The sequence below is a fragment of the Streptomyces wuyuanensis genome (genome assembly GCF_900103455.1).
GTDB classification, from domain to species: domain Bacteria; phylum Actinomycetota; class Actinomycetes; order Streptomycetales; family Streptomycetaceae; genus Streptomyces; species Streptomyces wuyuanensis.
Window position 1 is genome coordinate 15,167 of the sequence record NZ_FNHI01000005.1, and the last position, 26,005, is coordinate 41,171.

Annotated in this window: 25 protein-coding genes; 15 read left to right on the forward strand and 10 right to left on the reverse strand. The window is 72.1% G+C overall.

Annotated elements, in window-relative coordinates; translation table 11 throughout:
* Positions 1–108: 108 nt before the first annotated feature.
* Together scy and mce are read right to left on the reverse strand one after the other, a co-directional pair.
* On the reverse strand, positions 109–4,059 hold the full coding sequence (scy, locus tag BLT82_RS09105; RefSeq protein ID WP_093653381.1) for a polarized growth protein Scy: 3,951 nt from the start codon (positions 4,057–4,059) through the stop codon (positions 109–111).
* A gap of 166 nt (positions 4,060–4,225) precedes the next feature.
* Positions 4,226–4,666, reverse strand: a complete 441-nt coding sequence (gene mce / locus BLT82_RS09110; protein WP_093653382.1) for a methylmalonyl-CoA epimerase — start codon at positions 4,664–4,666, stop codon at positions 4,226–4,228.
* 148 nt (positions 4,667–4,814) lie between these two features.
* Between mce and BLT82_RS09115 the strand changes: the two genes are divergently transcribed.
* Together BLT82_RS09115 and meaB are read left to right on the forward strand one after the other, a co-directional pair.
* A complete protein-coding gene (locus BLT82_RS09115) occupies positions 4,815–6,017 on the forward strand; it encodes an acetyl-CoA C-acetyltransferase (RefSeq protein ID WP_093653383.1) in 1,203 nt (400 codons plus the stop codon).
* Between the two features lie 26 nt (positions 6,018–6,043).
* Positions 6,044–7,000 (forward strand): methylmalonyl Co-A mutase-associated GTPase MeaB, encoded by a 957-nt coding sequence (meaB, locus tag BLT82_RS09120; RefSeq protein ID WP_018891382.1) that lies wholly within the window; start codon positions 6,044–6,046, stop codon positions 6,998–7,000.
* 67 nt (positions 7,001–7,067) lie between these two features.
* Here meaB and BLT82_RS09125 read toward each other — a convergent pair whose 3' ends face one another.
* Positions 7,068–7,682, reverse strand: a complete 615-nt coding sequence (locus BLT82_RS09125; RefSeq protein WP_093653384.1) for a PepSY domain-containing protein — start codon at positions 7,680–7,682, stop codon at positions 7,068–7,070.
* A gap of 117 nt (positions 7,683–7,799) precedes the next feature.
* Between BLT82_RS09125 and BLT82_RS09130 the strand changes: the two genes are divergently transcribed.
* A complete protein-coding gene (locus BLT82_RS09130) occupies positions 7,800–8,465 on the forward strand; it encodes a response regulator transcription factor (RefSeq protein WP_093653385.1) in 666 nt (221 codons plus the stop codon).
* The gene (locus tag BLT82_RS09135) at positions 8,462–9,802 is read left to right on the forward strand and encodes a sensor histidine kinase (RefSeq protein WP_093653386.1); all 1,341 of its coding nucleotides are present in this window, start codon (positions 8,462–8,464) and stop codon (positions 9,800–9,802) included. The genes BLT82_RS09130 and BLT82_RS09135 overlap by 4 nt, the downstream gene beginning before the upstream one ends.
* A 178-nt stretch (positions 9,803–9,980) precedes the next feature.
* Here the strand turns inward: BLT82_RS09135 and BLT82_RS09140 are convergent, their stop codons facing one another.
* The 4 genes from BLT82_RS09140 to BLT82_RS09155 form a co-directional block, all read right to left on the reverse strand.
* Positions 9,981–10,457: a MarR family winged helix-turn-helix transcriptional regulator gene (locus BLT82_RS09140; RefSeq protein WP_093653387.1), complete on the reverse strand. Its 477-nt coding sequence runs from the start codon at positions 10,455–10,457 to the stop codon at positions 9,981–9,983.
* A gap of 118 nt (positions 10,458–10,575) precedes the next feature.
* Positions 10,576–11,349 carry an AIM24 family protein gene (locus BLT82_RS09145; protein WP_093653388.1) on the reverse strand — a complete coding sequence of 258 codons (774 nt, stop codon included), beginning with the start codon at positions 11,347–11,349 and terminating at the stop codon, positions 10,576–10,578.
* Complete coding sequence (locus BLT82_RS09150) at positions 11,346–11,996, reverse strand: AIM24 family protein (RefSeq protein WP_093653389.1); 651 nt, start codon at positions 11,994–11,996, stop codon at positions 11,346–11,348. Before BLT82_RS09150 ends, BLT82_RS09145 begins: the two co-directional genes overlap by 4 nt.
* Entirely contained in the window at positions 11,996–12,628 is a 633-nt protein-coding gene (locus BLT82_RS09155) for an AIM24 family protein (protein WP_093653390.1), read from the reverse strand. Before BLT82_RS09155 ends, BLT82_RS09150 begins: the two co-directional genes overlap by 1 nt.
* Positions 12,629–12,807: 179 nt before the next feature.
* Here BLT82_RS09155 and BLT82_RS09160 point away from each other — a divergent pair, with 179 nt between their 5' ends.
* The 5 genes from BLT82_RS09160 (at position 12,808) to BLT82_RS09180 (ending at position 16,445) form a co-directional block, all read left to right on the forward strand.
* Entirely contained in the window at positions 12,808–13,152 is a 345-nt protein-coding gene (locus BLT82_RS09160) for a DUF3817 domain-containing protein (RefSeq protein WP_093653391.1), read from the forward strand.
* Positions 13,149–13,442: an MTH1187 family thiamine-binding protein gene (locus tag BLT82_RS09165; RefSeq protein ID WP_031073724.1), complete on the forward strand. Its 294-nt coding sequence runs from the start codon at positions 13,149–13,151 to the stop codon at positions 13,440–13,442. The genes BLT82_RS09160 and BLT82_RS09165 overlap by 4 nt, the downstream gene beginning before the upstream one ends.
* A gap of 262 nt (positions 13,443–13,704) precedes the next feature.
* Positions 13,705–14,214, forward strand: coding sequence for a MarR family winged helix-turn-helix transcriptional regulator (locus tag BLT82_RS09170; RefSeq protein ID WP_093653640.1), 510 nt, complete (start codon positions 13,705–13,707; stop codon positions 14,212–14,214).
* 124 nt (positions 14,215–14,338) lie between these two features.
* The gene (locus BLT82_RS09175) at positions 14,339–14,671 is read left to right on the forward strand and encodes a DUF3817 domain-containing protein (RefSeq protein ID WP_093653392.1); all 333 of its coding nucleotides are present in this window, start codon (positions 14,339–14,341) and stop codon (positions 14,669–14,671) included.
* A 73-nt stretch (positions 14,672–14,744) separates the two neighbouring features.
* Positions 14,745–16,445 carry a coenzyme B12-dependent isobutyryl-CoA mutase large subunit gene (locus BLT82_RS09180; RefSeq protein ID WP_093653393.1) on the forward strand — a complete coding sequence of 567 codons (1,701 nt, stop codon included), beginning with the start codon at positions 14,745–14,747 and terminating at the stop codon, positions 16,443–16,445.
* Positions 16,446–16,527: 82 nt separating this feature from the next.
* Here the strand turns inward: BLT82_RS09180 and BLT82_RS09185 are convergent, their stop codons facing one another.
* Together BLT82_RS09185 and BLT82_RS09190 are read right to left on the reverse strand one after the other, a co-directional pair.
* Positions 16,528–17,919 (reverse strand): sensor histidine kinase, encoded by a 1,392-nt coding sequence (locus tag BLT82_RS09185; RefSeq protein WP_093653394.1) that lies wholly within the window; start codon positions 17,917–17,919, stop codon positions 16,528–16,530.
* Complete coding sequence (locus BLT82_RS09190; protein WP_093653395.1) at positions 17,916–18,605, reverse strand: response regulator transcription factor; 690 nt, start codon at positions 18,603–18,605, stop codon at positions 17,916–17,918. Before BLT82_RS09190 ends, BLT82_RS09185 begins: the two co-directional genes overlap by 4 nt.
* Before the next feature lie 144 nt (positions 18,606–18,749).
* Here BLT82_RS09190 and BLT82_RS09195 point away from each other — a divergent pair, with 144 nt between their 5' ends.
* Together BLT82_RS09195 and BLT82_RS09200 are read left to right on the forward strand one after the other, a co-directional pair.
* Positions 18,750–19,862: a UDP-N-acetylglucosamine--N-acetylmuramyl-(pentapeptide) pyrophosphoryl-undecaprenol N-acetylglucosamine transferase gene (locus tag BLT82_RS09195; RefSeq protein WP_244291909.1), complete on the forward strand. Its 1,113-nt coding sequence runs from the start codon at positions 18,750–18,752 to the stop codon at positions 19,860–19,862.
* The gene (locus BLT82_RS09200) at positions 19,859–20,869 is read left to right on the forward strand and encodes an SDR family NAD(P)-dependent oxidoreductase (RefSeq protein ID WP_093653397.1); all 1,011 of its coding nucleotides are present in this window, start codon (positions 19,859–19,861) and stop codon (positions 20,867–20,869) included. Before BLT82_RS09195 ends, BLT82_RS09200 begins: the two co-directional genes overlap by 4 nt.
* 94 nt (positions 20,870–20,963) lie before the next feature.
* Here BLT82_RS09200 and BLT82_RS09205 read toward each other — a convergent pair whose 3' ends face one another.
* A complete protein-coding gene (locus BLT82_RS09205; protein WP_244291893.1) occupies positions 20,964–21,590 on the reverse strand; it encodes a TetR/AcrR family transcriptional regulator in 627 nt (208 codons plus the stop codon).
* Positions 21,591–21,818: 228 nt separating this feature from the next.
* On the opposite strand from BLT82_RS09205, the gene BLT82_RS09210 reads away from it, so the two are divergent.
* From BLT82_RS09210 to BLT82_RS09230, 4 genes are all read left to right on the forward strand, one after another.
* Positions 21,819–22,784 (forward strand): tetratricopeptide repeat protein, encoded by a 966-nt coding sequence (locus BLT82_RS09210; protein ID WP_093653399.1) that lies wholly within the window; start codon positions 21,819–21,821, stop codon positions 22,782–22,784.
* 635 nt (positions 22,785–23,419) lie between these two features.
* The gene (locus BLT82_RS09220; protein WP_093653400.1) at positions 23,420–24,049 is read left to right on the forward strand and encodes a DUF6230 family protein; all 630 of its coding nucleotides are present in this window, start codon (positions 23,420–23,422) and stop codon (positions 24,047–24,049) included.
* 97 nt (positions 24,050–24,146) lie between these two features.
* Positions 24,147–24,689, forward strand: coding sequence for a DUF6114 domain-containing protein (locus BLT82_RS09225; RefSeq protein WP_093653401.1), 543 nt, complete (start codon positions 24,147–24,149; stop codon positions 24,687–24,689).
* On the forward strand, positions 24,679–25,989 hold the full coding sequence (locus BLT82_RS09230; protein ID WP_093653402.1) for a midas domain-containing protein: 1,311 nt from the start codon (positions 24,679–24,681) through the stop codon (positions 25,987–25,989). Before BLT82_RS09225 ends, BLT82_RS09230 begins: the two co-directional genes overlap by 11 nt.
* Positions 25,990–26,005: the final 16 nt, after the last annotated feature.

Below are 26,005 nucleotides of genomic sequence, written 5' to 3' on the forward strand. Positions count from 1 at the left end.
CTGTCGAATGAGACCGGCTGAGGTGTTAGGGGGAATCCTAGGCGCCCGAGCGGCGTGTCATCGAGCTGATGCCCGTTTGATATGGAGAATGTCCAGCCTTTCGGGTGGCTAGCTCTCGGACGACTTGCCACTCGAACGTGTAACTCCTGCCGACGCCCCCGCCTTGACCACGCCGTCCTTGCCGGCCGGTGCCTCGAACGACTCCAGCGCCTCCAGCACGTCCTGCACCCGGGAGATCTCCGCCTGGATGTCCTCGCGCCGGCGCACGAGCACGTCCAGCTCCCGCTTGCCCTCCTCGATCGTGCGCTCGGCCTCGCGCTCCGCGTCCGCCTTGGCCTTCTCGGCCTCGCGGACCAGCTCGGCCTTCTTCTGCTCGGCCTCCTTGAGCAGCGCCTCCGCCTTCTTCACCGCGGCGATGCGCACCTTGCCGGCCTCCGAACTGGCCTCCGAGACCAGCGCCTTGGCCTTCGCCGCGGCCTCGGCCTGCTGCTCCTCCGCGGCCTTCACCAACTGGTCGCAGCGCTCGCCCGCGGCCTTCATCTGCTCGGCGGACTCCCTGCGGGCCCGCTCGTGCAGCTCCTCGACCTCGTTCTCGACGCGCCTGCGCAGCTCCTCCGCGCGCTCCCGGATGGCGGTCGCGTCGCCACGCGCCCCCACCAGCAGCTCGTCGGCGTCCGTACGGGCCTTCTCCACCAGGGAGTTGCCCTCGACGGTCGCCTCGGCGACCAGCCGGTCGGCCTCCTTCCGGGCCGCGCCGACCATCGTGTCCGCCTGCGACTCGGCCTCGGTCGTGGCGCGCAGCGCCTCCTCCTGGGCCTTGGCCATCAACTGGTCGACCTGCTCCGCCGCGTCGGCGCGGCGCTTCGCCCCGTCCTTCCTCGCGGCGTCGAGCGTGCGGTCGGCCTCCTCGCGGGCCTCCGAGCGCATCTGCTCGGCGGCCCGCTCGGCGTCCTCGCGGAGCCGCTCCGCCTCGGCCCTGATGCGGTCCGCCCGCTGCTGGGCGGTGCCCACGGTGTCGGCCGCCTCGGCGCGCAGGCGCTCGGCCTCCGAGGCCGCCTCGGCGATGAGCTGGTCGGCCTGCTCGGCCGCGTCGGCGCGGCGCTTGTCCGCTGCCTTCCTGGCCTCGTCCAGGATCTGCTCGCCGTCCGCGCGGGCGGCGGCGCGCAGCTCCTCGGCCTGGCGCTCGCCGTCCTCCTTGACCTGCTCGGCCTCGGTCCGCAGCCGGGCCGCGTCCTGCTCGGCCAGCGCCAGCAGTTCGGACGCCTCGGTCGTGACGCGGTCGGACTCGCTCGTGGCCTCGGCCACCAGCCGGTCGGCCTGGGCCGCGGCCTCGGAACGCATCCGGTTGGCGTCCTCGCGGGCCTCGGCCCGGGTCCGTGCCGCGTCCTGCTCGGCGGAGGCCAGTGCGTCGGCCGCCTCCGTGCGCATCCGCTGGGCGTACTCCGAGGTCTCGGCACGGAGCCGGTCCGACTCGGTGATCGCCTCGTTCATGGTCCGCTCGGCGAGCGACCTGGCGGCCTCCGCCTCCTCGTCGGCGCGCGCCCGGACGCGGTTGGCGTCCTCGGTGGCACGCTCCCGCTCCGCGTAGGCGTCGGCGCGGACGCGGTCCGCCTCCTCCTGCGCCTCCGTCCTGGTCCGCTCCGCCGCGTGCTCGGCGGCGTTGCGCAGCCCGGAGATCTCCTGCTCGGCCTGCTCCTGCAGACCGGACACGGAGTCCCGTACCTGCTGGGCGGTCTGCTCGGCGGCCGACACCATCTCGGTGGCGCGCCGGTCCGCCTCCTCCACCAGCCGCTGCGCCTCGGTCTGGGCGTCCTCGACCCGCTTGCGGGCGGCGGCGAGCAGCTCCTCGCTCTGCTCGCGGGCCAGTTCCCGCTCCCGGTCGGCCTCCGTACGGGCCGCACCGAGGGTCTCCTCGGCCTCCCGACGGCGTCGGTTGGCCTCCTCCTGCGCGGCGGCCAGCGCCTCGGATGCCTCCTGGCCGACCCGCTCGGCGGCCGCGGCGGCCTCGCTGCGGACCCGGTCGGCGGTCTCCTGCGCCTCGGACTTCAGCCGCTCGGCCTCCGTGGCGGCGTCGGTGCGCAGCCGCACGGCGACGGCCTCGCCCTCGGCGCGGGAGGCCGATGCGTCGGACGCGGCCTCCGTCCGCAGCCGTTCGGCCTCCTGCTCGGCCTGGTCCAGGAGGGTACGGGTGCGCTCGGCCGTCTCGGTGCGCAGCCGCTCCGCCTCCGCCTCTGCCTCGCGGCGGATCCGCTCCGCCTCCGAGCGCGCCTCGGTGAGCGCCTCCTCGGCCGACGCGAGCCGGGCCTCCGCCTCCGTGTGCAGCCGGGTCAGCTCGTCCGCGGCCTCGGCCTGGCGGGCGGCGACCCCCCGCTCGGTCTCCTCGCGCAGCTCGGCGGCGGCACGCTCGGCCGCCGCCTTCAGCTCGTCGGCCTGCTCCTCGGCCTCGGCGCGCAGCCGGTCCGCCTCGGTACGGGTGCGCTCCAGCGTCTCCTCGGCCTGCCGGCGCAGGGTCGTGGCCCGCTCGATGGCCTCGGTGCGGACGCGCTCGCTGTCCGTGGTGGCCTTGGACCGCACGTCATCGGCGTCGGCCTTGGCCTTCGTCAGCAGGTCCTCGGCGGTCTTCGCCGCCTCCTCGATCTGCTGGACGGTCTCACGGCGTGCCTCGCTGCGGATCCGCTCGCCCTCGGCGACGGCCTCGGAACGCAGCTGCTCGGCCTCGCCGCGCAGCCGCCGGGCCTCCTCCTGGAGTTCGACGGTCTTGGCGCGGTACTCCTTGGTGTCGTCCTTCGCCGCGCCCCTGAGCTCCTCGGCCGTGCCGTGGGCCTCGGCGCGCAGCCGGTCCGCCTCCGCCTCTGCCTCGCGGCGGATCCGCTCCGCCTCCTCGACGGCCTTGCGGGTGGTGTCCTTGGCCGCCTCGGACGCCTTGTCCAGGACCTCCTCGGCGGTCCGTGCCGCCTTCGCGAGCTGGGCGGCCGAATCCTCCGCCGCGACCGTACGCGCCTTCTCCGACGCCTCCGCGACCAGCTTCTCCGCCTCGGCCTTGGCATCGGCCAGCGCCTGCTCGGCCTCGCTCTTGAGGTTCTCGGCCTCCTTGGTGGCCTCGGCGACCAGGCGGGCGATCTCCGACTTGGCGGTACGGGCCCGCTGCTCGTTCGCCGACTCGGCGCTCGCGAGCAGCTTGCCCGCGGCCTCCTTGGCCTCGGCGAGGGTCTTCTCGGCCTCCGTGCGGGCCTCGCGGAGCCTGTCCTCGGCCTCCTGCATCCGCTGCTCGGCGCTCCGGCTGAGCTCCGCGGCCTGCTGACGCGCCTGGTCGGACTCGGCGGTCGTCGAGGAGCGCAGCTGCTCGGCGTGGCTGGTGGCCTCCTGCGCCTGGCTGGAGGCGGCGTTCAGCAGCCGCTCGGCGTCCTTGCGGGCGCGCAGCAGGATCGCTTCCGCCTCGGCGCGGGCGGCCTCCGCCTCGGAGCCGAGCCGCTGCCGGGTCTCCTCGGCGACCCGCGCGGCCTCGGCGCGGGCGGCCGCCAGCCCCTGGTCGGCCTCGGCACGCGACTCGTCCAGCAGGCGGCGGGCCTGGGACTCGCTGCGGGCGCGGAGCTGTTCGGCCCACGCCACGTTCTCGTTGACGTGCGCCTCGACGGTCTGCCGGCGCTCGGCCAGCTCCTGGTCGAGGCGCTGGCGGCGCTGGTTCGCCTCCGCGTGCAACTCGGCCTGCAGCCGGGCCTGGTGCTCGGCGTGCTCCTGGAGGATGCGCTGGGTCTGGGCCCGGACCTCGCGGAGCTCGCGCTCGGCGTCCGAGCGCAGCTGGTCCGCCTGGATCTGGGCGTTCCGGAGCAGCTGCTCGGCCTGGTAGCCGATGTCGGCGCTGTCGTAGGCGGGACGGGACGCGATGGTGCGGCGCGCCTCGTGGAGCTTGGCGCGCAACACCTCGACCTGGTATCCGAGGTCCTCGGCGTGCTGGACGGCCTTCTCCCGCTCGGTCTTCAGCCGGTCCATCTCGGCTTCGAACCGCGAGAGGTGGTCGTCGTCAGCTCGGTGGCTCTCCTGGCGTTCGTAGCCCCGCACTGCGCGGTCCCATCCGTCCCCTGGTCGCAACTCTCTACAGACGAGCACCGTTCGCCTGAACGGCCCCCCGGGGAAATGGTGTCAGATCAGTCACGAGGACGCGGCGCGGCCCCGGCCCGGCCCCGGCCCGGAGCGGCCCACTCTACCGGGCCGGGAATCCCGGCGGTCAGTGCTCCGCTGAGGAGGGGTCGGCGGAAGTGACCAGTTCCGTGAGGACACCGTGGCAGTCCTTGGGGTGCAGGAACGTGATCCGGGAGCCCATCGAACCGATGCGCGGCTCGTCGTAGAGCACCCGTACGCCCTTGCCCCGGATGTCGTCGGCGGCGCCGTCCACGTCCGCCGTGCCGAAGGCGATGTGGTGGACCCCCTCGCCGTTCTTGGCCAGCCACTTCCCGACCGCGGAGTCCTCGCGGGTGGGTTCCAGGAGCTGGAGGTAGGAGGCACCGCCGTCCGAGGTCTCGTTGATCTTGAGCATGGCCTCCCGCACGCCCTGCTCCTCGTTGACCTCCGTGTGGAAGACCTCGAAGCCGTACGTGGCCCGGTAGAACTCGACGGTCTTGTCGAGGTCGAAACAGGCGATCCCGATGTGGTCGATTCGCGTCAGCATGGCTCCAGTGCAGCGCTCCCCGCGGTGGTTACGCAACGTGCGCGCGATCACACCGGCTGCCCGGTGACCCGAGCGCATACCGCTCAGTACAGTTCGAGTAAACCCTCGTTCACTCCTCAGCCGCCGCGCTGGAAGGGGATCCCCTCTCATGACTGGAACGAACAGCACCACATCCGTCATCGTCGCCGGGGCCCGTACGCCCATGGGACGGCTGCTCGGCTCGCTGAAGTCCTTCTCCGGCGCCGACCTGGGCGGCTTCGCCATCAAGGCAGCGCTGGACCGGGCCGGTATCGGCGGCGACCAGGTGCAGTACGTGATCATGGGCCAGGTGCTGCAGGCCGGCGCCGGTCAGATCCCGGCCCGCCAGGCGGCCGTCAAGGCCGGCATCCCCATGAACGTCCCGGCGCTCACGATCAACAAGGTGTGTCTGTCCGGACTCGACGCGATCGCCCTCGCCGACCAGCTGATCCGTGCGGGTGAATTCGACGTCGTCGTCGCCGGCGGCCAGGAGTCCATGACGAACGCGCCGCACCTGCTGCCGAAGTCCCGCGAGGGCTTCAAGTACGGCGCGATCGAGATGCTCGACGCGATGGCGCACGACGGTCTCACCGACGCGTTCGAGGGCATCGCCATGGGCGAGTCCACCGAGAAGCACAACACCCGCCTCGGCATCGCCCGCCCCGAGCAGGACGAGATCGCCGCGCTGTCCCACCAGCGCGCCGCCGCCGCCCAGAAGAATGGCCTCTTCGAGGCCGAGATCACGCCCGTCGAGATCCCGCAGCGCAAGGGCGAGCCGGTCGTCTTCAGCAAGGACGAGGGCATCCGCGCCGAGACCACCGTCGAGTCGCTGGGCCGGCTGCGCCCCGCCTTCGCCAAGGACGGCACGATCACGGCCGGCACCTCCTCGCAGATCTCGGACGGCGCCGCCGCCGTGGTCGTGATGAGCAAGGCCAAGGCCGAGGAGCTCGGTCTGGACTGGATCGCCGAGATCGGCGCCCACGGAAATGTCGCCGGCCCGGACAACTCCCTCCAGTCCCAGCCCTCCAACGCGATCGCGCACGCCCTGAAGAAGGACGGCCTGGAGGTCTCGGACCTCGACCTCATCGAGATCAACGAGGCGTTCGCCGCGGTCGCCGTGCAGTCGATGAAGGACCTCGGCGTATCCCCGGAAAAGGTGAACGTCAACGGTGGCGCGATCGCCCTGGGCCACCCGATCGGCATGTCCGGTGCGCGCATCGTCCTGCACCTGGCGCTGGAGCTGAAGCGGCGCGGCGGCGGGGTCGGAGCGGCGGCGCTGTGCGGCGGCGGCGGTCAGGGCGACGCGCTGATCGTCCGCGTACCGGCGAAGTAAGCCCTTCAGAGATCGGAGCACGCACGATGGTGGACGTCCCCCAGCTGGTCGCCCAGGCGAGGGAGGGCAGGCCGCGGGCCGTGGCCCGGCTGATCTCACTCGTCGAGGGGGCGTCCCCGCAGCTCCGCGAGGTCATGGCGGAGCTCGCGCCGCTGACCGGCGGCGCGTACGTGGTGGGCCTGACCGGTTCGCCGGGCGTCGGCAAGTCCACGTCCACCTCGGCGCTGGTGACGGCGTACCGCAAGGCCGGCAAGCGCGTCGGCGTGCTCGCCGTCGACCCGTCGTCCCCGTTCAGCGGTGGTGCGCTGCTCGGGGACCGGGTGCGGATGTCGGAGCACGCCTCCGATCCGGGCGTCTACATCCGCTCGATGGCCACCCGCGGTCATCTCGGCGGCCTCGCCTGGGCCGCGCCGCAGGCGATCCGCGTCCTCGACGCGGCCGGCTGCGACGTCGTGCTCGTCGAGACGGTCGGGGTCGGCCAGTCGGAGGTGGAGATCGCCTCCCAGGCCGACACGTCCGTGGTGCTGCTGGCACCCGGCATGGGCGACGGCATCCAGGCCGCGAAGGCGGGGATCCTGGAGATCGGCGACGTGTACGTGGTCAACAAGGCCGACCGCGACGGCGCCGACGCGACCGCACGCGAGCTCAACCACATGCTCGGCCTGGGCGAGTCCCGGGGACCGGGCGACTGGCGGCCGCCGATCGTGAAGACGGTCGCCGCGCGGGCGCAGGGCGTCGACGAGGTCGTCGAGGCCCTGGAGAAGCACCGCGCCTGGATGGAGGAGCACGGCGTCCTCGCCGAGCGCCGCGCCCGCCGGGCCGCGCACGAGGTGGAGACGATCGCCGTCACCGCCCTCCGCGAGCGCATCGGCGACCTCCGCGGCGACCGGCGTCTCGGCGCGCTCGCGGAGCGCATCGTCGCGGGCGAGCTGGACCCGTACGCGGCGGCGGACGAACTGGTGGCGGGCCTGACGGGGGACTGAGCGGCACCCGCGCGTCCCGCCGGCGGAGTGGCGCGGTACCCGCCGCGCCGCGGTCCGGCGGGGCCGGTCAGTCGTCGTCGCCGTCGTGGTCCTCGGCCTCGCCGTGCTCGCTGCCGTCCTTGTCCGACTCCGCTCCGGAGGCCTTCCGCGCCTCCGCCGAGACCTTCGCGCTCTTCGCGTCCACGGTCAGTTCGTGCTCCCGGCCGTCCAGCCCCTGGACCTCGGCCTCCCAGACGAGGGCGTTGCCCGGGCCGTCGGCGTGGTCGAGTTCGACCGAGGTCACGGTGCCGGGGACGGCGGACTCGGCGGCCTCGGCCGCGCGTGCGGCCGTGACCGGGGCGTCCTGCGCCGACGGTGCGCGGCCGTCGCCGTCCGAGCGCTCGGTCGAGGTGACCTTCCCGGTGGCCGCGTCCAGCGTCACGTCGTGCCGGTCGCCGTCCCTGCCGTGGATGTCGACCTCCCACTCGGAATCGTCCAGGCCGGCGCCGGTGACGGTCCCGGGCGCCGCGCCCAGGGCCGTGTCGATCGCCTGGGAGATGGTGACCTTCGCCGCCCGCGCCTGCGCCGCGTCATCGCGGTCCCCGTCCCCGTCACCGTTCTGGACGGCGAACGCGGCGGCGGTGCCCCCGCCGGCGAGAACGGCCGCGGTCAGGGTCGCGATGGCCAGCTTGCGTCGCTTCATGAGTCGTGCCTTCCGGTGACGGTTCGTGATGACGGGAACCACCCTGCCCGGGTAACGCTGAAGCCCGCCTGAAGGCACCTGAAGGCGCCTTCAGGTTCCGTTTGCGACGCTGTGCGCATGAGGCTGTTGATCGTGGAGGACGAGAAGCGGCTCGCGCGGTCCCTCGCCGCCGGGCTCACCGCGGAGGGCTACGCCGTCGACGTGGTGCACGACGGCCTGGAGGCACTGCACCGCGCCGGCGAGGCCCCGTACGACCTCGTCGTCCTCGACATCATGCTGCCGGGCATGAACGGTTACCGGGTCTGCGGCGCCCTCCGCGCCGCCGGGAACGACGTCCCGATCCTCATGCTGACCGCGAAGGACGGCGAGTACGACGAGGCCGAGGGCCTCGACACCGGCGCCGACGACTATCTGACCAAGCCGTTCTCGTACGTCGTCCTCGTCGCCCGGATCAAGGCCCTGCTGCGCCGGCGCGGGCGCGCCGAGAGCGCCTCGCCGGTCCTGCGGGCCGGGGAGGTCACCGTCGACACCGCCGCCCGCCGGGTCCACCGGGGCGATGCCGAAATCGCCCTCACCGCCAAGGAGTTCGCCGTCCTGGAGCAGCTGGCCCTGCGGCCCGGCGAAGTGGTCGGCAAGCCGGAGATCCTCGAACACGTCTGGGACTTCGCCTACGACGGCGACCCGAACATCGTCGAGGTCTACATCAGCTCGCTGCGCCGCAAACTGGGCGCCTCGGTGATCCAGACGGTGCGCGGCGCCGGCTACCGGCTGGCGGACCGGTGAACTCGGTACGGGCGAGGGCGGCGCTGGGCGCCACGCTCGTCGTCGCGGTGGCGCTGATCGGCGCCGGACTGGCCGTGCTGTTCGTGCTCCGGGCCAACCTCACCGACCAGGCCGGGCTCCAGGCCGAGGTCACCGCCAGGAACGTCGCGACGCAGCTCGACCTCGACGTGCCCTACGACCGGCTGGACCTGCCGGACGGCGAGGACCGCCCGGTGCGTGTGACGGGCGAGGACGGCCGGGTGCGCGCGGCGAGCGAGGACCTGGAGGCCATGACCGGTACGCCCGCCGTCCCGGGCGAGGACGAGGACCGGCCGAGCTTCGGCAACGGCACCGCGACAGTGGACGGGGACACGGCGGACTACCGCTTCGCGGTCGTACGGGCCGACGGCCGTGACGGCGGAACCGTCACCGTGGCCGCGGGAGCGCCCCTGGCCGCCGAGCACCGTGCGGTCGACACGGTCCGGGACGCCATGCTCATCGGGCTGCCCGTGCTGCTGCTGGTCGTGGCGGGCGTGACCTGGCTGGTGACGCGCCGGGCGCTGCGCCCCGTGGAGGGCATCCGCAGCGAGATGGCGGCGATCACCGCGTCCGAGGACCTGTCGCGGCGCGTTCCCGAACCAAACTCGCGCGACGAGATCGCCCGGCTGGCCCGTACGACCAACGAGACCCTCGCCGCGCTCGAGGCGTCGGTGGAGCGGCAGCGGCGCTTCGTCGCGGACGCGTCGCACGAGCTGCGGAGCCCCATCGCGTCCCTGCGCACCCAGCTGGAGGTGGGCGCCGCTCACCCGGGGCTGCTGGACGTGCCCGGCGCGGTGGCCGACACCGTCCGCCTGCAGCAACTGGCCGCCGATCTGCTGCTGCTGGCGCGGTTGGACGCGGGGGAGCGGCCCGGGCGGGCCCGTCTGGACCTGGCGGCGACGGTGCGCGAGGAGGTGGCGCAGCGGGGCGCGGGGGACCGGCTGCCGGTGACCGTGGACGCCGAGGAGCACGTGGAAGTGGCTGGTTCACCCGGCCAGTTGGGCCGGGTCCTCGGCAACCTGCTGGACAACGCGCAGCGGCATGCGCGCGGCGCGGTGTCCGTGACGGTGCGGCGCGAGGGCGGCGACGCGGTGCTCACCGTGGCGGACGACGGTCCGGGTGTGCCGGAGCCGGAGCGCGAGAGGATCTTCGAACGATTCGTGCGCCTCGACGACGCCCGCAGCCGTGACGCGGGCGGCGCGGGCCTCGGTCTGGCGATCGCCCGCGACGTGGCCCGGCGCCACGGCGGAACGCTGACGGTCTCCGCGACGGCGGACGGCGGCGCGCTCTTCGTGCTCCGCCTGCCCTTGGCGTCCTGAACGGACTGCGGCCGGCAGGGCGCCCGCGGACGCCCGCACCGCACCGGCTCGTCCCGTGCCCATTCCCCCAGAGCACGTGGTGAGGCGGCGCGGCGCGGTGGCGTGCGCGGACGTCCGGCGCGGGCCGGCCGGTGCGCGCACCGGCGTGCGGACCCGCGTCAGCGGCGCCTGCGGGCGGTCAGACCCTGCCGCGGCGGCCGCGCAGGTGCTCCGCCACCGGTTTCAGGGATTCGTGGAGGTCGGCGAGCGCCTCCGGGGACAGCAGGTCGATGAAGTGCTTGCGCACGGACTCGACGTGGTGCGGCGCGACCTTCTGCATGGTCTCCATGCCCTGGTCGGTGAGCACCGCGTACAGCCCGCGGCGGTCGGACTCGCAGTTCTCCCGGCGCACCAGGCCCGCGTTCTCCATGCGGGTGATCTGGTGGGAGAGCCGGCTCTTGGACTGCAGCGTGGCCGCCGCCAGGTCGCTCATCCTCATCCGCCGCTCGGGGGACTCCGAGAGGTTGACGAGGATCTCGTAGTCGTTGTTGGTCAGGCCGAACGGTTGCAGATCCTTTTCCATCTGGTACGTCAGCAGCCTGTTGACGTCCAGATAGGTGCGCCAGGCGCACTGCTCCGTATCGCTCAGCCAGCGCGTGGCCGTCTCGGTCTCCATATATGGATGCTACCCTAAGAAGTTGAAATCCGGACGAAGGCGGGGACGGTCCCATCCGGCACCCCGAGTCCCCCGAGAAGGGTGCAGACGTTCGACGTCACACTCCGCAGCCTACCGCTCACAAGCCGAAGCGACGCTGGAGGTCCCCCAGCTGACCGGGCAGACGCGGGGCGGAGCCGTGTTGACCGGGGCCGTGGCCTCCGCCGGGTACCCCGTCCGCATGCGGGACGACGCCCGTCGCCTGTTCGGGCATGAGCGTCTCGGTCGACTGCAGCAGCACCGTGCCCGCACCCACGAACTCGAACTGGTGCTCCTCTCCGGACGCCCCGCCGATCCCGGACAGCTGACGCAGGCCGCCCATGACCCCGCTCATGTACCCGTGGTCGTAGTGGTGGCACGGCGAGGGGCAGTCCGCCCAGCCCACCAGGGCCTGCGGGTCCACCCGGATCGGGGGCTCCACGAAGACCACGGGTCCGTTCGACGCCGCGACGAACTTCCCCGTGCCGATGAGCGTGAGGAAGCCCGGCACGATCGACTGCTTCAGGGCGAGCGAGGGCTGGTACGCCAGCAGGTTCCCGGCCCGGATCGTCAGATTGCCCTCGTCGAGGTCGAAGGAGTTGACGTCGAAGGCCCGGTCCGCGAGCAGCATCTTGCCGCTGCCCTCGGCCACCACCCAGTCGCTCGCGTGCAGCGGCGAGTGGAAGCTGGTGCGCATCAGCCGGTCCAGCCGGCCGTGGCCGATGCCGTTGAAGTCGATCCGCCCGTAGTAGGCGATCATCTTCCCCTTCTGCAGGAACCACTGGGAGCCCTTGAGCTCCACGCAGAAGGTGTACGGGTTGACGTTGTCGTCGCTCGGCAGCGTCATCGGATCATGAATCACCGGCGTGCTCACAGCTTCTCCTCCGACGCCTGGACGTACACCGCACCACTGCCGCTCAGTTCGAGCTGGAACGCCTCGCCCGAACCGCGCCCCACCATGTCCCGCCAGCCCAGCGCGGTGGAGAGCTTGTTCCGTACGTCGCCGTGGTGCGCGACGTACGCCTGGGGGTCGACATGGACCGGGCGGCCCGGTGTGATGGGCAGTTCGATCACCCCGCCGTGGGCCATGACCGCGACCGAACCGTGTCCCTTCAGGGTGGTGGTGAACAGGCCCTGGCCGGTGATCTGGCCGCGCACCATTCCCATCACCCCGCCCTGCGAGCCCATGAACATCGTGCCCTGCTGCAGCGTGCCGTCGAAGGCGAGCAGCCGGTCGGCCTCGACGTACAGCGTGTCGCCGGTGAGGGCGATGACCTGGATGTGGTGCCCGCCGTGGCCGAACATGACCGTCCCGGAGCCCTCGACCGTCATCAGCGGAGTCGCCTCGTCGGCGACCCGCCGGCCGATCATCGACATCAGGCCGCCCTGGCCGCCGGCGATGTTCGGGGTGAAGGAGACGTCGCCCTTGTAGGCGAGCATCGCGCCGCGCTGGCTGTACATCTTCTGGCCGGGGACCACCGTCGCCTCGACCATCTTCGAATTGATCTCGCGGAACGGCATCAGACGTCACCTCCGACGGTGTTCCGCTCGCTCGGCTGCACGTACACGAGCCCGTCGCCCTCGAACCGGATCTGGAAGGCCTCGCCGCCGCCTTCGCCCAGGAGCGTCCTGAAGGTGACTCCGGACTGGAACTGCTGCTGGAGGTTGCCCTGGTGCGCGACATAGGCGCCCGGGTCCACGGAGAGCGGGTACTGGGGCGTCACGCGCAGGACCACGGCCGGGCCGTCCGACATGATCGCGGCCTGGCCGGTGCCCTCCACCGTCGTGGTGAACAGGCCGTTCCCGGTCGCGCCGCCGCGCATTCCGGTGAAACTGGTGCCGGTGCGCAGCCCGCCGTCCGTGCAGAGGAGATTGCTCGACTCGACGTACAGCTTGTCGCCGTGCAGCGAGACGAGATTGATCTCGGAGGCGCGGTCGGCGAAGTAGCAGGTGCCCTGGCCCTTCACCTCCATCAGTGTCATCTGCTCGCCGGTGAGGCGCCGGGTCACCATGCCGCGGATGCCCTCACCGCCGCCGGAGAGTTTCTTGAAGTCCATGTGGCCGTCGTACGCGACCATGGACCCGTTCTTCGCCTTGACGGAGTCCCCGGTCATGTCGACGGCGAGCACTTTGCTGCCTTGAAGTCGGAACATTGCCACGGGGTGAAGGTACTGGGCGGGGTGCGTATTCGGACAGGCCCCCAGGAATGAACACGACCCTGACCCCACCCCGAGGCCACCCGGGTAAAGGGCGGTAAAAGCGCGGTGCCAGAATGGCTACGCTTGTGCGTCCGTTCACAAGACCATCGCCCCCTCCCCCTGAAGGTGCCTCCGTGGACATCAAGACCGCCTCCGCCCTCCACCGCCTCCGGCTCGTCTCCGGCCCCGAGGCCGTGTCCTTCCTGCTGTTGCTCGTCTGCTCGGTGCTCAAGCGCACGACGGAGTTCAACGCGGTCCCGGTCATGGGTGCGATCCACGGCGTTCTCTTCGTCCTCTACGTGATCTTCTGGCTGGACGCCTGGAACCGCACCAAGTGGGACGTCAAGACCGCCGCGCTCTTCTTCGTCCTCTCGGTGCTGCCGTTCGGCGGCTTCTACGCCGACCGCAAGCTCAAGCGCGCCGCCGAGGACGCGGTCATCGCCTCCCGCGCCCGCCGCGAGGGCACGGTGAACGCGTGATCGTCGCCTTCTCCGTCACCCCGCTCGGCGTGGGCGAGGACGTCGGCGAGTACGTCGCCGACGCGGTCCGCGTCGTCCGCGAGTCCGGACTGCCGAACCGCACGGACGCGATGTTCACCTCGGTCGAGGGCGAGTGGGACGAGGTCATGGACGTCGTCCGGCGCGCCGTCGCGGCGGTCGAGGCGCGCGCCCCGCGCGTCTCCCTCGTCCTCAAGGCCGACATCAGGCCCGGCGTCACGGACGGCCTGACCAGCAAGGTCGAGACGGTCGAGCGCCACCTCTCGGCCTGACCGGGCCCACCCGAGACCCCGGCGGTCCCCGGCCGAACGGCCGGGGACCGGTCTCTCGCCGGGGAGCCGATCGCCCGGCGCGACCCGGCGACTCACGGTGCCGGCCGCCGCCCCGGGCGCGTGCCGGGTCCGGTGGCCCTGCGTGCCGTGCGGCACCGGTGGCGGCGGAGCGCGCGACGGGAGGAAGCCCGGTCGGGGGCGGGGAGGACCGAAGTTCGAGACAGGGCTGACCAGCATGTGACCAGTGGGTAAGGTCGGTGCCGTGCCGAAGCCGCTCAGCCTTCCCTTCGACCCCATCGCCCGAGCCGACGAGCTCTGGCGGCAGCGCTGGGGCCCCGTGCCCTCGATGGCCGCGATCACCTCGATCATGCGGGCCCACCAGATCCTGCTCGCCGAGGTCGACGCCGTCGTCAAGCCGTACGGGCTGACCTTCGCACGCTACGAGGCGCTGGTGCTGCTCACCTTCTCGAAGGCCGGTGAGCTGCCGATGTCCAAGATCGGCGAGCGGCTCATGGTCCACCCGACCTCCGTCACGAACACCGTGGACCGCCTGGTGAAGTCCGGTCTGGTCGCCAAGCGGCCCAACCCCAACGACGGCCGCGGGACGCTCGCCTCCATCACGGAGAAGGGCCGCGAGGTCGTCGAGGCGGCCACCCGCGACCTCATGGAGATGGACTTCGGGCTCGGCGCCTACGACACCGAGGAGTGTGCGGAGATCTTCGCGCTGCTTCGGCCGCTGAGGGTCGCCGCGCACGACTTCGACGAGGGCTGAGCCGGGCCGGGGCCGGGCGGCCCCGCGCGACTGCGGGCCGCCCTCCGGGGACGGGTGCCGGGCGGCTCCGCGGAGGGCCGACCCGCCCGAAGATCGCCCAAAGCGGACCGTTACGCTCGGCGCCATGAAGAAGAGCGTCCTGACCCGCTACCGGGTGATGGCCTACGTCACCGCCGTCATGCTGCTCGTGCTGTGCACCTGCATGGTGTTCAAGTACGGCTTCGACACGGGTGAGGACATCACCTTCGCCGTCTCCCAGGCGCACGGCGTCCTCTACATCATCTACCTGATCTTCGCCTTCGACCTCGGCTCCAAGGCCAAGTGGCCGTTCGGCAAGCTGCTGTGGGTGCTGCTCTCCGGGACGATCCCCTTCGTCGCCTTCTTCGTCGAGCGCAATGTCACACGTTCGGTCGCGCCGCTGGTCAGCGAGCCGCAGCCGGCCGTCGCCAAGGCGTAGTCACCCCGCCGTACGCACGCGTACGGCGGGCTGCCATCGACATTTACTTGGACGTCCTAGTAAATTCGTGGGTATGGACGCTGACGCCATCGAGGAGGGCCGCCGACGCTGGCAGGCCCGCTACGACTCCGCGAAGAAGCGGAACGCCGACTTCACCACGCTCTCCGGTGATCCGGTCGAGCCGGTCTACGGGCCCCGGCCCGGCGACACCTACGACGGCTTCGAGCGGATCGGGTGGCCGGGCGCGTACCCGTTCACCCGTGGTCTGCACCCGACGGGCTACCGCGGCCGCACCTGGACCATCCGCCAGTTCGCCGGCTTCGGCAACGCCGAGCAGACCAACGAGCGGTACAAGATGATCCTGGCCGCCGGCGGCGGCGGGCTCAGCGTCGCGTTCGACATGCCGACGCTGATGGGGCGCGACTCCGACGACCCGCGCTCCCTCGGCGAGGTCGGCCACTGCGGCGTCGCCATCGACTCCGCCGCCGACATGGACGTCCTCTTCAAGGACATCCCGCTCGGCGACGTCACCACCTCGATGACGATCAGCGGTCCCGCCGTCCCCGTCTTCTGCATGTACCTCGTCGCCGCCGAGCGGCAGGGTGTCGACCCGCGCGTCCTGAACGGCACGCTCCAGACCGACATCTTCAAGGAGTACATCGCCCAGAAGGAATGGCTCTTCGAGCCCGAGCCCCATCTGCGCCTCATCGGCGACCTGATGGAGTACTGCGCCCGCGACATCCCGGCGTACAAGCCGCTCTCCGTCTCCGGCTACCACATCCGCGAGGCGGGTGCGACGGCCGCGCAGGAGCTGGCGTACACGCTCGCCGACGGCTTCGGGTACGTGGAGCTCGGCCTCAGCCGCGGCCTGGACGTGGACGTGTTCGCGCCCGGACTGTCCTTCTTCTTCGACGCGCACCTGGACTTCTTCGAGGAGATCGCCAAGTTCCGCGCTGCCCGCCGCATCTGGGCCCGCTGGATGAAGGAGGTCTACGGGGCGAAGACCGACAAGGCCCAGTGGCTGAGGTTCCACACCCAGACCGCGGGCGTCTCGCTGACCGCCCAGCAGCCGTACAACAACGTCGTGCGCACGGCCGTCGAAGCCCTCGCGGCCGTCCTCGGCGGCACGAACTCGCTGCACACCAACGCCCTGGACGAGACGCTGGCACTGCCGTCGGAGCAGGCCGCCGAGATCGCCCTGCGCACACAGCAGGTGCTGATGGAGGAGACCGGCGTCGCCAACGTGGCCGACCCGCTCGGCGGTGCCTGGTACGTGGAGCAGCTCACCGACCGCATCGAGGCGGACGCCGAGAAGATCTTCGACCAGATCAAGGAGCGCGGCCTGCGCGCCCACCCGGACGGCAAGCACCCCATCGGGCCCATCACCTCCGGCATCCTGCGCGGCATCGAGGACGGCTGGTTCACCGGCGAGATCGCCGAGTCGGCCTTCCGCTACCAGCAGTCGCTGGAGAAGGGCGACAAGCGGGTCGTCGGCGTCAACGTCCACCACGGCTCCGTCACCGGCGACCTCGAGATCCTGCGCGTCAGCCACGAGGTCGAGCGGGAGCAGGTCCGCATCCTGGGCGACCGCAAGAGCCGCCGCGACGACGCCCGCGTCGAGGCGTCGCTGGAGAAGATGCTGGCCGCCGCCCGCGACGGCTCGAACATGATCGAGCCGATGCTCGACGCGATCCGAGCCGAGGCCACGCTCGGAGAGATCTGCGACGCCCTGCGGGACGAGTGGGGCACCTACACCGAGCCCGCCGGCTTCTGAGCCGCAGCCGCCGACCGGTCGAGGACCGGCCGTCGCCGCAACAGCGGCCCGACGGCCGGTCCTCCGCGTTCCGGCCGGTGCCTCACGACGCCGTCGCGCCGAACGCGAGGCGGAACAACGCGCCGCCGCCGGGCGCGTTCTCCGCCGTCAGTTCCGCACCGTGCGCCCGCGCGATCTGGCGCGCCATCGCCAGCCCCAGCCCGGAACCCGGCAGTGCCCGGGCCGACTCCGAACGGTAGAAGCGGTCGAAGACATAGGGCAGATCGTCGGGCCGGACGCCCGGGCCGTGGTCCCGCACGGTGAGGTCCGCGGTGGTGAGGGCCACCTCCACCGCCGCGCCGGCGGGACTGAACTTGGCCGCGTTGTCGAGCAGGTTCGTCAGCAGCCGGGACAGCCGGGCCGGCACGCCCGGCAGGGTGAGGCCCAGCGCCGCGTCCTCCACCCAGAGCGTGAACGCCGTCCCCGGCCAGTGGGCGCGGGCGGCGTCCACCACGTGCTCGGTCAGCGGCCGCAGTGCCACCGCCTCCAGCAGCGGATCCGGCTCCTCGTCCCTGGCCAGCTCGATCAGGTCGTTCACCAGACCCGTCACCTCGCGCAACTGCCGGGCGAGCGCCCCCGAGGCCCGGTCGCGCTGGGCGACGGTGAGCCGGTCCGCCCGGGTGAGGAGCTCCGCGTTGGTGCGCAGTGCCGTGAGGGGGGTGCGCAGCTCGTGGGAGGCGTCCGCCACGAGACGGCGCTGCGCCGTGACCGACTGCTCCAGCTCTCCCAGCATGGTGTTGAACGTCGCGGCCAGCCGCGTCACCTCGTCCTCACGTCCCGGCGGGCCGGGCGGCAGCTCGATGCGGTGCCGCGGGTCGCGGGTCGCTGCGATGCGCTCGGCGGTCGCGGTGAGCCGGGCGACCGGCGCCAGCCCGGTGCGCGACACCGCGTATCCGAGAGCGCCTGCCAGCAGCACCCCGGCGCCCCCGACCAGCGACAGCAGCCAGGCCGCCTGCCGCACCCCCTGCTGCACGGTGTCGGAGCGCAGCGCGACCTGGAGCGCCCTGCCCTCGCCGAAGTTCGTCGTGAACATGCGCGCCGGCGCGCCCGCGACCGTGGTGTTGCTGAAGTACGGCGCCCGCTCACCGGCCGCGACCTCGCGCACGGGGGCGGACACCGGCAGCGGATGGGGCTTGCGGGCGTCCGCCGCGGGGTCGGCGGGGACGATCTGCGCACAGGCGGGTGCCGACAGGAAGCGGCACTCGCCGGCCAGGACGTCCGGCGCCGCCCCCCGGTGCTGCTGGACGACCTGGGTCGCCGACTGCGTCAGGTTGAGGTCGAGCTGGCGGTACATCGCGTAGCGCAGGACCACGAAGGCGGCCGCGCACACGCCGACCGCCACCACGGCGACGGCCGCCGACGCGGCGAGCGCGAGCCGTGTGCGCACGGGCCTGCGGCGGCGCCAGCGGGCGCCCAGCCTGCGGGCGCCGCTCACCCGAGGTCCAGCCGGTAGCCCACGCCGTGGACCGTGTGCACCAGCCGCGGCTCGCCGCCCGCCTCCAGCTTGCGCCGCAGATAGCCCACGTACACCGCGAGCGAGTTGGAGTCCGGCCCGAAGTCACGGCCCCAGACCCGCTCGTGGATCAGCTCCCGGGTCAGCACCTGCCGGGGGTGGTGCAGCAGCAGCTCCAGCAGCGCGCACTCGGTACGGCTGAACTCCAGCAGACGCCCACCGCGGGTGCCGGTGCGCGCCGCCGGGTCGACGGCGAGGTCGGCGAAGCGGAGTTCCGCGGGGCCGTCCGGACCGTCCGGAGCCGCCCGGCGCAGCAGGGCCCGCACCCGAGCGGTCAGCTCGTCCAGCGCGAACGGCTTCACGAGGTAGTCGTCGGCGCCCGCGTCCAGTCCGTCCACACGGTCGCTCACCGCGTCCAGCGCGGTCAGCACGATCACCGGCGTACGGTCCTCCAGCGCACGCAGCCGCCGGCACACGGCGAGCCCGTCGAGGACCGGCATCCGCACGTCGAGCACCAGCGCGTCGGGCTGCCAGGCGGCCGTCTCCGACAGCGCGGCCAGCCCGTCGGCCGCCTCCCGCACCTCGTAGCCCTCGACGCTCAGGCCGTCGGCCACCGCCGCCCGTACCTCCGGGTCGTCGTCGACGACCAGGATCCTCGCTGCTCCCATGAGCTCAAGCCTGCCAAACCGGGCTCTTAGAACCTTCTTAAGGCGTTCCGCCAGCGTGCGTCCATGCACACACCACCATGCACACCCCGCCCCGCGGGCCCACCGCCGGACCGCCCGTGGACCGCCGCCGAACCGCTGTCCGTCGTGATCGGCGCCGGCGGCACCGGCGGCCACATCTACCCGGGGCTCGCGCTCGCCGAGGCGCTCCGCCGAGCCGTGCCCGGCGCGGTGATCTCCTTCGTGGGCACGACCCGCGGCCTGGAGACCGACCTGATACCGGCCGCGGGCCACCGGCTGCACACCGTCGACATGATCCCCTTCGACCCCGCACTGGGCGCCAGGCGGTATCTGCTCCCCGCGGCCCTGCTCAAGTCCGGCGCCCAGTGTCGCGCGATCCTGAAGGAGCAGCGCGCGCACATCGCCGTCGGCATGGGCGGCTATCCCAGCGCGCCCGTCATCGTCGGCGCCCGGCTGGCCGGGCTGCCCAGCGTCATCCACGAGTCCAACGCCGTGCCCGGGCGGGCCAACCGGTTCGCGGCCCGCCTCACCGGCAATCTCGCGGTCGCCTTCGACCGGAGCCGTGCCCATCTGCCGGGCGGCGAGGACGCGCTGACCACGGGAATGCCGATCGCCACCGCGCTCGCAGGGCTGGACCGCACCGCGCTGCGCGCGCAGGCCCGCGCCGAGTTCGGCGTCCCGGACGGAGCCCGGCTGCTGCTCGTCAACGGCGGCAGTCTCGGCGCCGCCCGGCTCACCGAGGCCGCCGTCGGGCTCGCGCACCGGCTGCGCGACCGGCCCGGTGTCCGGCTGCTGATCAAGACCGGTCCCGCCGCACTGGAGGAGACACGGCGCCGCCTCGGCGACTCGCCCGTCGCGCGGGCCGTGCCGTATCTCGACCGGATGGACCTCGCCTACGCGGCCGCCGACCTCGTCGTCTCCCGGGCCGGTGCGGCGACCGTCGCCGAACTGGCCACCACCGGGGTACCGGCCGTCCTCGTCCCCTATCCGCACGCACCCGGCGACCACCAGACGCACAACGCCCGCGTCCTCACCGACGCCGGGGCGGCAGTGCTCCTCCCGGACGCCGAGACCACCGCCGAACGCCTCGACGCGCTCACCGCGCCACTGCTCGCGGATCCGGCGCGGCTGGCCGCGATGGGCGCGGCGGCCGATCCCGGCCCGCACGCCCGCGCCGCGGACCTGCTGGCCGCCCGCGTCCTCGAACTCGCCTCGTCCACCAAGGAGTACGCAGCATGACCACCACCTCGCACAACGGCCTCACCACGGACTGGAACGGCCGCACCGTCCTCGTCACCGGAGCCGAGGGATTCATCGGCTCCACGCTCGTCGACCTGCTCGTGGAACGCGGGGCGCGGGTGAGGGCGTTCGCCCACTACAAGCCGTACGCGGAGAAGGGCCATCTCGCGCACCGGGCGGAGGATGTGGAGCTGATCGCGGGCGATGTGCGCGACGCGGGCCGGGTCATGGACGCGGTCGCCGGCTGCGACACCGTCTTCCACCTCGCCGCGCTCATCGGCATCCCGTACAGCTACGACTCGCCCGGCGCGTACGTCCAGGTCAACGTCAACGGCACCGAGAACATCGCCGAGGCGTGCCGCAGGCACGCGGTCCGCCGGCTCGTCCACACCTCGACCAGCGAGGTGTACGGCACGGCCCTGACCGCCCCGATCGCGGAGAGCCACCCGCTGCAGCCGCAGTCCCCGTACTCGGCGTCGAAGATCGGCGCGGACATGATGGCGCTCTCGCACTGGCACGCCTTCGAGCTGCCGGTGACGGTGGTACGGCCCTTCAACACCTACGGCCCCCGGCAGTCGGCGCGCGCCGTCATCCCCACGATCCTCGCCCAACTGCACGCCGGGGCAAGCGAGATCAGGCTCGGCTCGCTCAGCCCGACGCGTGACTTCACCTATGTCACGGACACGGCCCGGGGATTCCTCGCACTGGCGGACTGCGACCGCGCCCTCGGACAGGTCGTCAATCTCGGTACGGGCCAGGAGATCGCCATCGGCGAGCTGGCGCGGATGCTCGTCGCCGCGTCGGGCCGCCGGGCCGAGATCGTGGTGGACCCGGCACGGCTGCGGCCCACGGGGAGCGAGGTCGAACGGCTTCTGTCCGACAACCGCCGGGCGCGGGAATGGGCGGGCTGGGAGCCGGAAGTCACCCTGGAGGAAGGGCTGAAGCGCACGTCGGAGTGGGTGGCGGAGAATCTCCGCCTCTTCGCGACGGGCCGGTACGAGGTCTGAGACGGGGCGGCGTTTCCGGCGGGCGCGGCACCGGCTGTCCAGGGGCTGCGGCGGAGTGGACCCTGGATGTCCGGGACCCCGCCGGGACCCGTCGTCAGGACTCGGCCGACCCCAGCCCGCCCAGCAGCACCGCGGTGAAGCGGCGGACCCAGTCCTCGTCGACGGGTTCGCAGCTCACCAGCGCTCGGTGCACGACCGCGCCCGCGATCACGTCGAAGATCAGGTCGGCGGTGCGGGCGGCCGCCGCCGGGTCGGTCTCCTCCGGGAGCTCGCCCCGGGCCTGGGCCCGGGCGCGACCCTCCAGAACCAGCCGTTTCTGCCGCTCCACGATCGAGACCCTGATCCGCTCGCGCAGCGGTTCGTCGGTCGTCGACTCCGCGACCACGGCCATCAGCGCCGTCCTGGCCTCTGGCCGCTCCAGCAGCGCGGCGAACTGCAGCACCACGCCCTCGATGTCCGCGGCCAGGCTGCCGCGGTCGGGCAGTTCCAGCTCGTCGAAGAGCTCCGCGACCGCGTCCACGACCAGCTCGCTCTTGCCCGACCAGCGCCGGTAGACGGTCGTCTTCGCCACCCCGGCCCGGCTCGCCACGTCGCCGAGCGTCAGCTTCGACCAGCCCAGCTCCACCAGCGCAGCCCGGGTCGCGTCGAGGATGGCGGCGTCCGCCTCGGCGCTGCGGGGGCGGCCGGTGCGGGCCGTGGTCCGACGGCTGTGACTACACATGGAGGCGACCATACCGGCCAGTAGGTGCATCGCTGTGAGCCACTTCACCGGGGGATGCGCCCCGAGCCCCCTTCGGACCAGTTACGCTACGACTCGTAGCGAAAGCGACAGCCGCTGGCGCCGGGTGGGGACCCGGCGCGGGCGCGCGGGGCCGGTGCGCAACGACCGGTACACAGGCCCGGCGCTCCGACTTTTTCATCGTGCGCGCGGAGGGGGGAGGATGTACTCATGCAGCCTAGGAACATGTCCATGAGTGGCGTCGTCGACCTCGCCGCGGTGAAGGCGGCCGGTGAGGCCAAGGCCAAGGCCGAGCAGACGCGCGCGGAGACCGCCCGGCAGGGCGGCGGCGGTGCGGTGCCCCCGTCCGCCCTGGTGATCGACGTCGACGAGGCCGGCTTCGAGCGGGACGTTCTCCAGCGTTCCGCCGAGGTCCCGGTCGTCCTCGACTTCTGGGCCGAGTGGTGCGAGCCCTGCAAGCAGCTGAGCCCGGTACTGGAGCGGCTGGCCCGCGAGTACAACGGCCGCTTCGTGCTCGCCAAGATCGACGTCGAAGCCAACCAGATGCTGATGCAGCAGTTCGGGATCCAGGGCATCCCGGCTGTGTTCGCGGTCGTCGCCGGCCAGGCGCTGCCGCTCTTCCAGGGCCTGGCGCCGGAGCCCCAGATCCGCGAGACCCTCGACCAGCTGATCCAGGTCGGTGAGCAGCGCTTCGGCCTCACCGGTCTGACCGTCGACGCGGACGCCGACGAGTCCGCGGTCGCCGCCCCCGCCCCCGGCCCGCACGACGCGGCCCTCGAGGCGGCGGTCGACGCGCTCGACGCGGGAGACCTCGGCGGTGCCATCCGGGCGTACCGGAACGTCCTCTCCGACGACCCCGCGAACTCCGAGGCGAAGCTCGGCCTCGCGCAGGCGGAACTGCTGTCCCGGGTGCAGGAGATGGACCCGCAGAAGGTGCGCCAGGAGGCCGCCGACCGGCCGGACGACGTGCAGGCGCAGATCGCCGCGGCGGACCTGGACCTCGCCGGGGGCCATGTGCAGGACGCCTTCGGCCGGCTCGTCGAGACCGTGCGCCGCACGGCGGGCGAGGACCGCGACGCCGCCCGATTGCGGCTGCTGGACCTCTTCGAGGTGATCGGCCCGGACGACCCGCGCGTGACGGCGGCACGCACCGCGCTTGCGAGGGTCCTCTTCTGACGGTGCCGGGGCCGGGCTCCGGTGTCCCCGCTCGGGGCGGAGCCCTCCGGTGCGTATCGCCGGATCTGCGGGCCGATTTGGCGACACAGTGACAAACAGCGGTCGCGCTTTGCCAAAACTTGGTAAACGCGGCCGCTGTTACTCGTAGTAAATCAACCGCGTTGTTCTGTCCGCTTTTTCCCTCCATTCTCCGGATCTGGCGAGCCCTTCCGGGGCACCCTGTGTTGCCGGGCGACATCACCCCGTCGTGGCGTGGTTATCGGTCCGTTACTAGTGAGTAACGAACCCCCTTGTGCCCCGGCGCGTAATGCACCACGATCGGCCACGCTCGGTCCATCACCGCACCAGCTCGGCAGCCAGCCTCGTACCGCGGTCCTGGGTCCCCACCGAGCCGGCCGACGGCAGAGGCGCCGGCCGCGGACAGGGGGGTTCCTGCCCCGACCGGCAGGGCCTGTCCAAAGAGGTTGCGCGAAGGCGTGGCCAGTGGTTGTCGCTCGGGGGTGATCGCCGGTGATTCGGACGCGGCTCGCGCCTGATGCACGGCGCTCTCCTTCCCGAGGACGTAGCACTTCTCCCATCCCAGGGCGGACTTGACGGTCCGCGCCGGAGATGTACGTCCGAGAAGGAGGAAATTTATGTCCCAGGTTCGTGGTGGGACCAGATGGAAGCGTTTCGCCGTCGTCATGGTGCCGTCGGTGGCCGCGACGGCCGCGATCGGTGTGGGCCTGGCCCAGGGTGCGCTGGCGGCTTCGTTCAGCGTCTCCGGCCAGAGCTTCAAGGTGACGGCCAGTACCCTGGACGGCACGGACTTCTTCCAGTACGGAAGTCTCGCCCAGGGCACCGACCTCAAGGGCAACAAGACGCTGCACCCCGTCGCGGTGTCGTCCTTCGGGACCGCAACGATCACCAACATGTGCCAGTCGGTCGTCACCCCTGACGTCCCGATCTTCGGCAGTGTCAGCCTCGAGCTGCGCGCCGGTGGCAAGGGTACGCCGGTCAAGGCGGAGAACCTGTACCTGGACGTGGCCGAGCTTGAGGCGAACGCCACGTTCAAGAACATCGACATCGGCGTCGCCGCCGGCGACAAGGCCAACAAGCCGGGCATCCAGCCGAACACGCAGGCGAACCCGTACGGTTTCGCCCAGCGCGCCAAGGAAGCCCACCTGACCGACGTCAAGCAGACGGCGTGGGCGACCACTGCCGGCACCTTCAAGCTGAGCGGTCTCAGCATGAAGCTGCACAAGGGCGTCAAGGAGTGCTACTAAGCACTCGCCAGGGCGGACGGGAACGCCGTAAGGCGGGCTCGTCCGCCCGATCCTCACACTTTCTTCGAGCAACACCGGTTCCAGGGAGCTGTTTTCCATGAGCGCCGAGTCCCCGGGGCAGCAGAACGAGCACTTCCTCCGAGTCGTCAAGCGGCGTTTCCGCGTCTGGCGCGGTCAGCGGCCTTTCTGGGCCGGCCTGTTCACCATTCTCGGCGGCATTCCGATCGCCTACTTCCCGTACGCAAGCCTCAAGATCGGCCATATGACGCTGGCCATGGCCACGACGGCGGGAGCGGGCTCGCTGATCATCGGCGTGCTTCTGGTGACGCTGGGTCTGACGATGTGGTTCCACCACATCGTCCGGGTGTTCGCCGGTGTCGCCGCGATCCTGCTGGCACTGATCTCCCTCCCGGTCTCCAACATCGGCGGCTTCCTCATCGGCTTCCTGCTCGCCCTGATCGGCGGCGCGCTGTCGATCGCCTGGGCACCGGGCAAGGCCGCGGAGGCGGAGGCTCCGGCATCGTCCGCACCGGCGGACGGGCCGGACGCGCCGCTGGTGCCGGGGCCGCAGGTGGGCGACAGCACGATCACGCAGAAGACCAGTGCCCACGCCGAAGGCGGGAGGAACAGTGCGGGGTGATCAGATTCAGCCGGAGGCGGACCTCGGTCCCGACGGGCACGCGCCCAGAGGACCGCGCCACGCCGCTCCCCGGAAGAGATTGTTCACGAAGCTGCAGATACCCGCCGGCAAGGCGATGGCCATCGCCGCCATGCCCACCGCCGTCTTCGTGGGCATGGGTCTGACGCCGAAGCTGGCACTGGCCGACGACAAGCAGGAGTTCCCGTTCGCACCCGGTCCCTGTGTGACGCGGTCGGACGAGCCCAGCGAGTCGGCGTCGCCGTCGGCCTCGGAGTCGGCGAAGCCGTCCGAGGAGGCCACGGACAAGCCCGAGCCCTCCCCGAGCGGTTCGGAGGACGGGCAGACCGACGAGCCGAAGCCCGGCGAGAGCCCCTCCGCCTCCGATCCCGGCCGTACGGACGAGGAGCCGCCCGAGCAGGCGGACCCGTCCCCGACGCCCACCCCGAGCGAGTCCGAGACCCGGAACCCGCTCGACCCGCTGGGTGTCGGCGACGCCATCAAGGACATCTTCGACGGTCCCGACGAGGAGCCGGAGGCCGCCCCGGCGCCGAGCGAGTCGGCCGAACCCGCCGAGGAGCCGTCGAAGCCGGCCGAGGACACCGCGTCGAAGCCCACCGAGCCGGTCAAGGACGCGGTCTCGGACGTGACCGACGAGGCCGACAAGGCCGCGGACAAGACCAAGGAAGCCATCAAGGACGCCGCCGAGAAGGCCGGCGCCGAGGTGGAGGAGCTGGACGACAAGGTCAAGGGCCTCGACCCCGTCAAGGACGAGGACATCCCCGAGGGCGCCGACGGCAAGCCGCGATTCCCGTGCCCGACCGCCGATCCGGAGGCACTCGCCAACGCAAAGGCGGAGCCCGGCATTCCGGCGCTGCCGGACGAGCCGTGGGTGCTGGAGAGCTCCCGGCTGACCCTGACGGGCCTCGACTACAAGGGCATCGTCGAGGTGCAGACCGGCAGCGGCAAGGTCAAGAAGGTGCTGAAGTTCACCGCCTCGGGCGTGGACATCAAGGACCTCCACCAGCTGGTGCAGGGCCCCAACGGCACCACGGCCCACGTCAAGGCGCAGCAGGGCTCCACCTCCACGATCCGCAACGGCACCGTGACCATGTACACGGAGGAGCTGAAGGGCAACCTCTTCGGCATCATCCCGGTCACGTTCAGCCCGAAGACCCCGCCGCCGCTGAACGTCCCCTTCGCGATGTTCACCGACGTCAAGGTGACCCAGGCCGGCCAGTTCGGCGGCACGCTGTCCGTGCCCGGCCTGCACAACTACTTCACCGGCGGGAACGCCGGCTGATTCTTCCGGGAGCCGC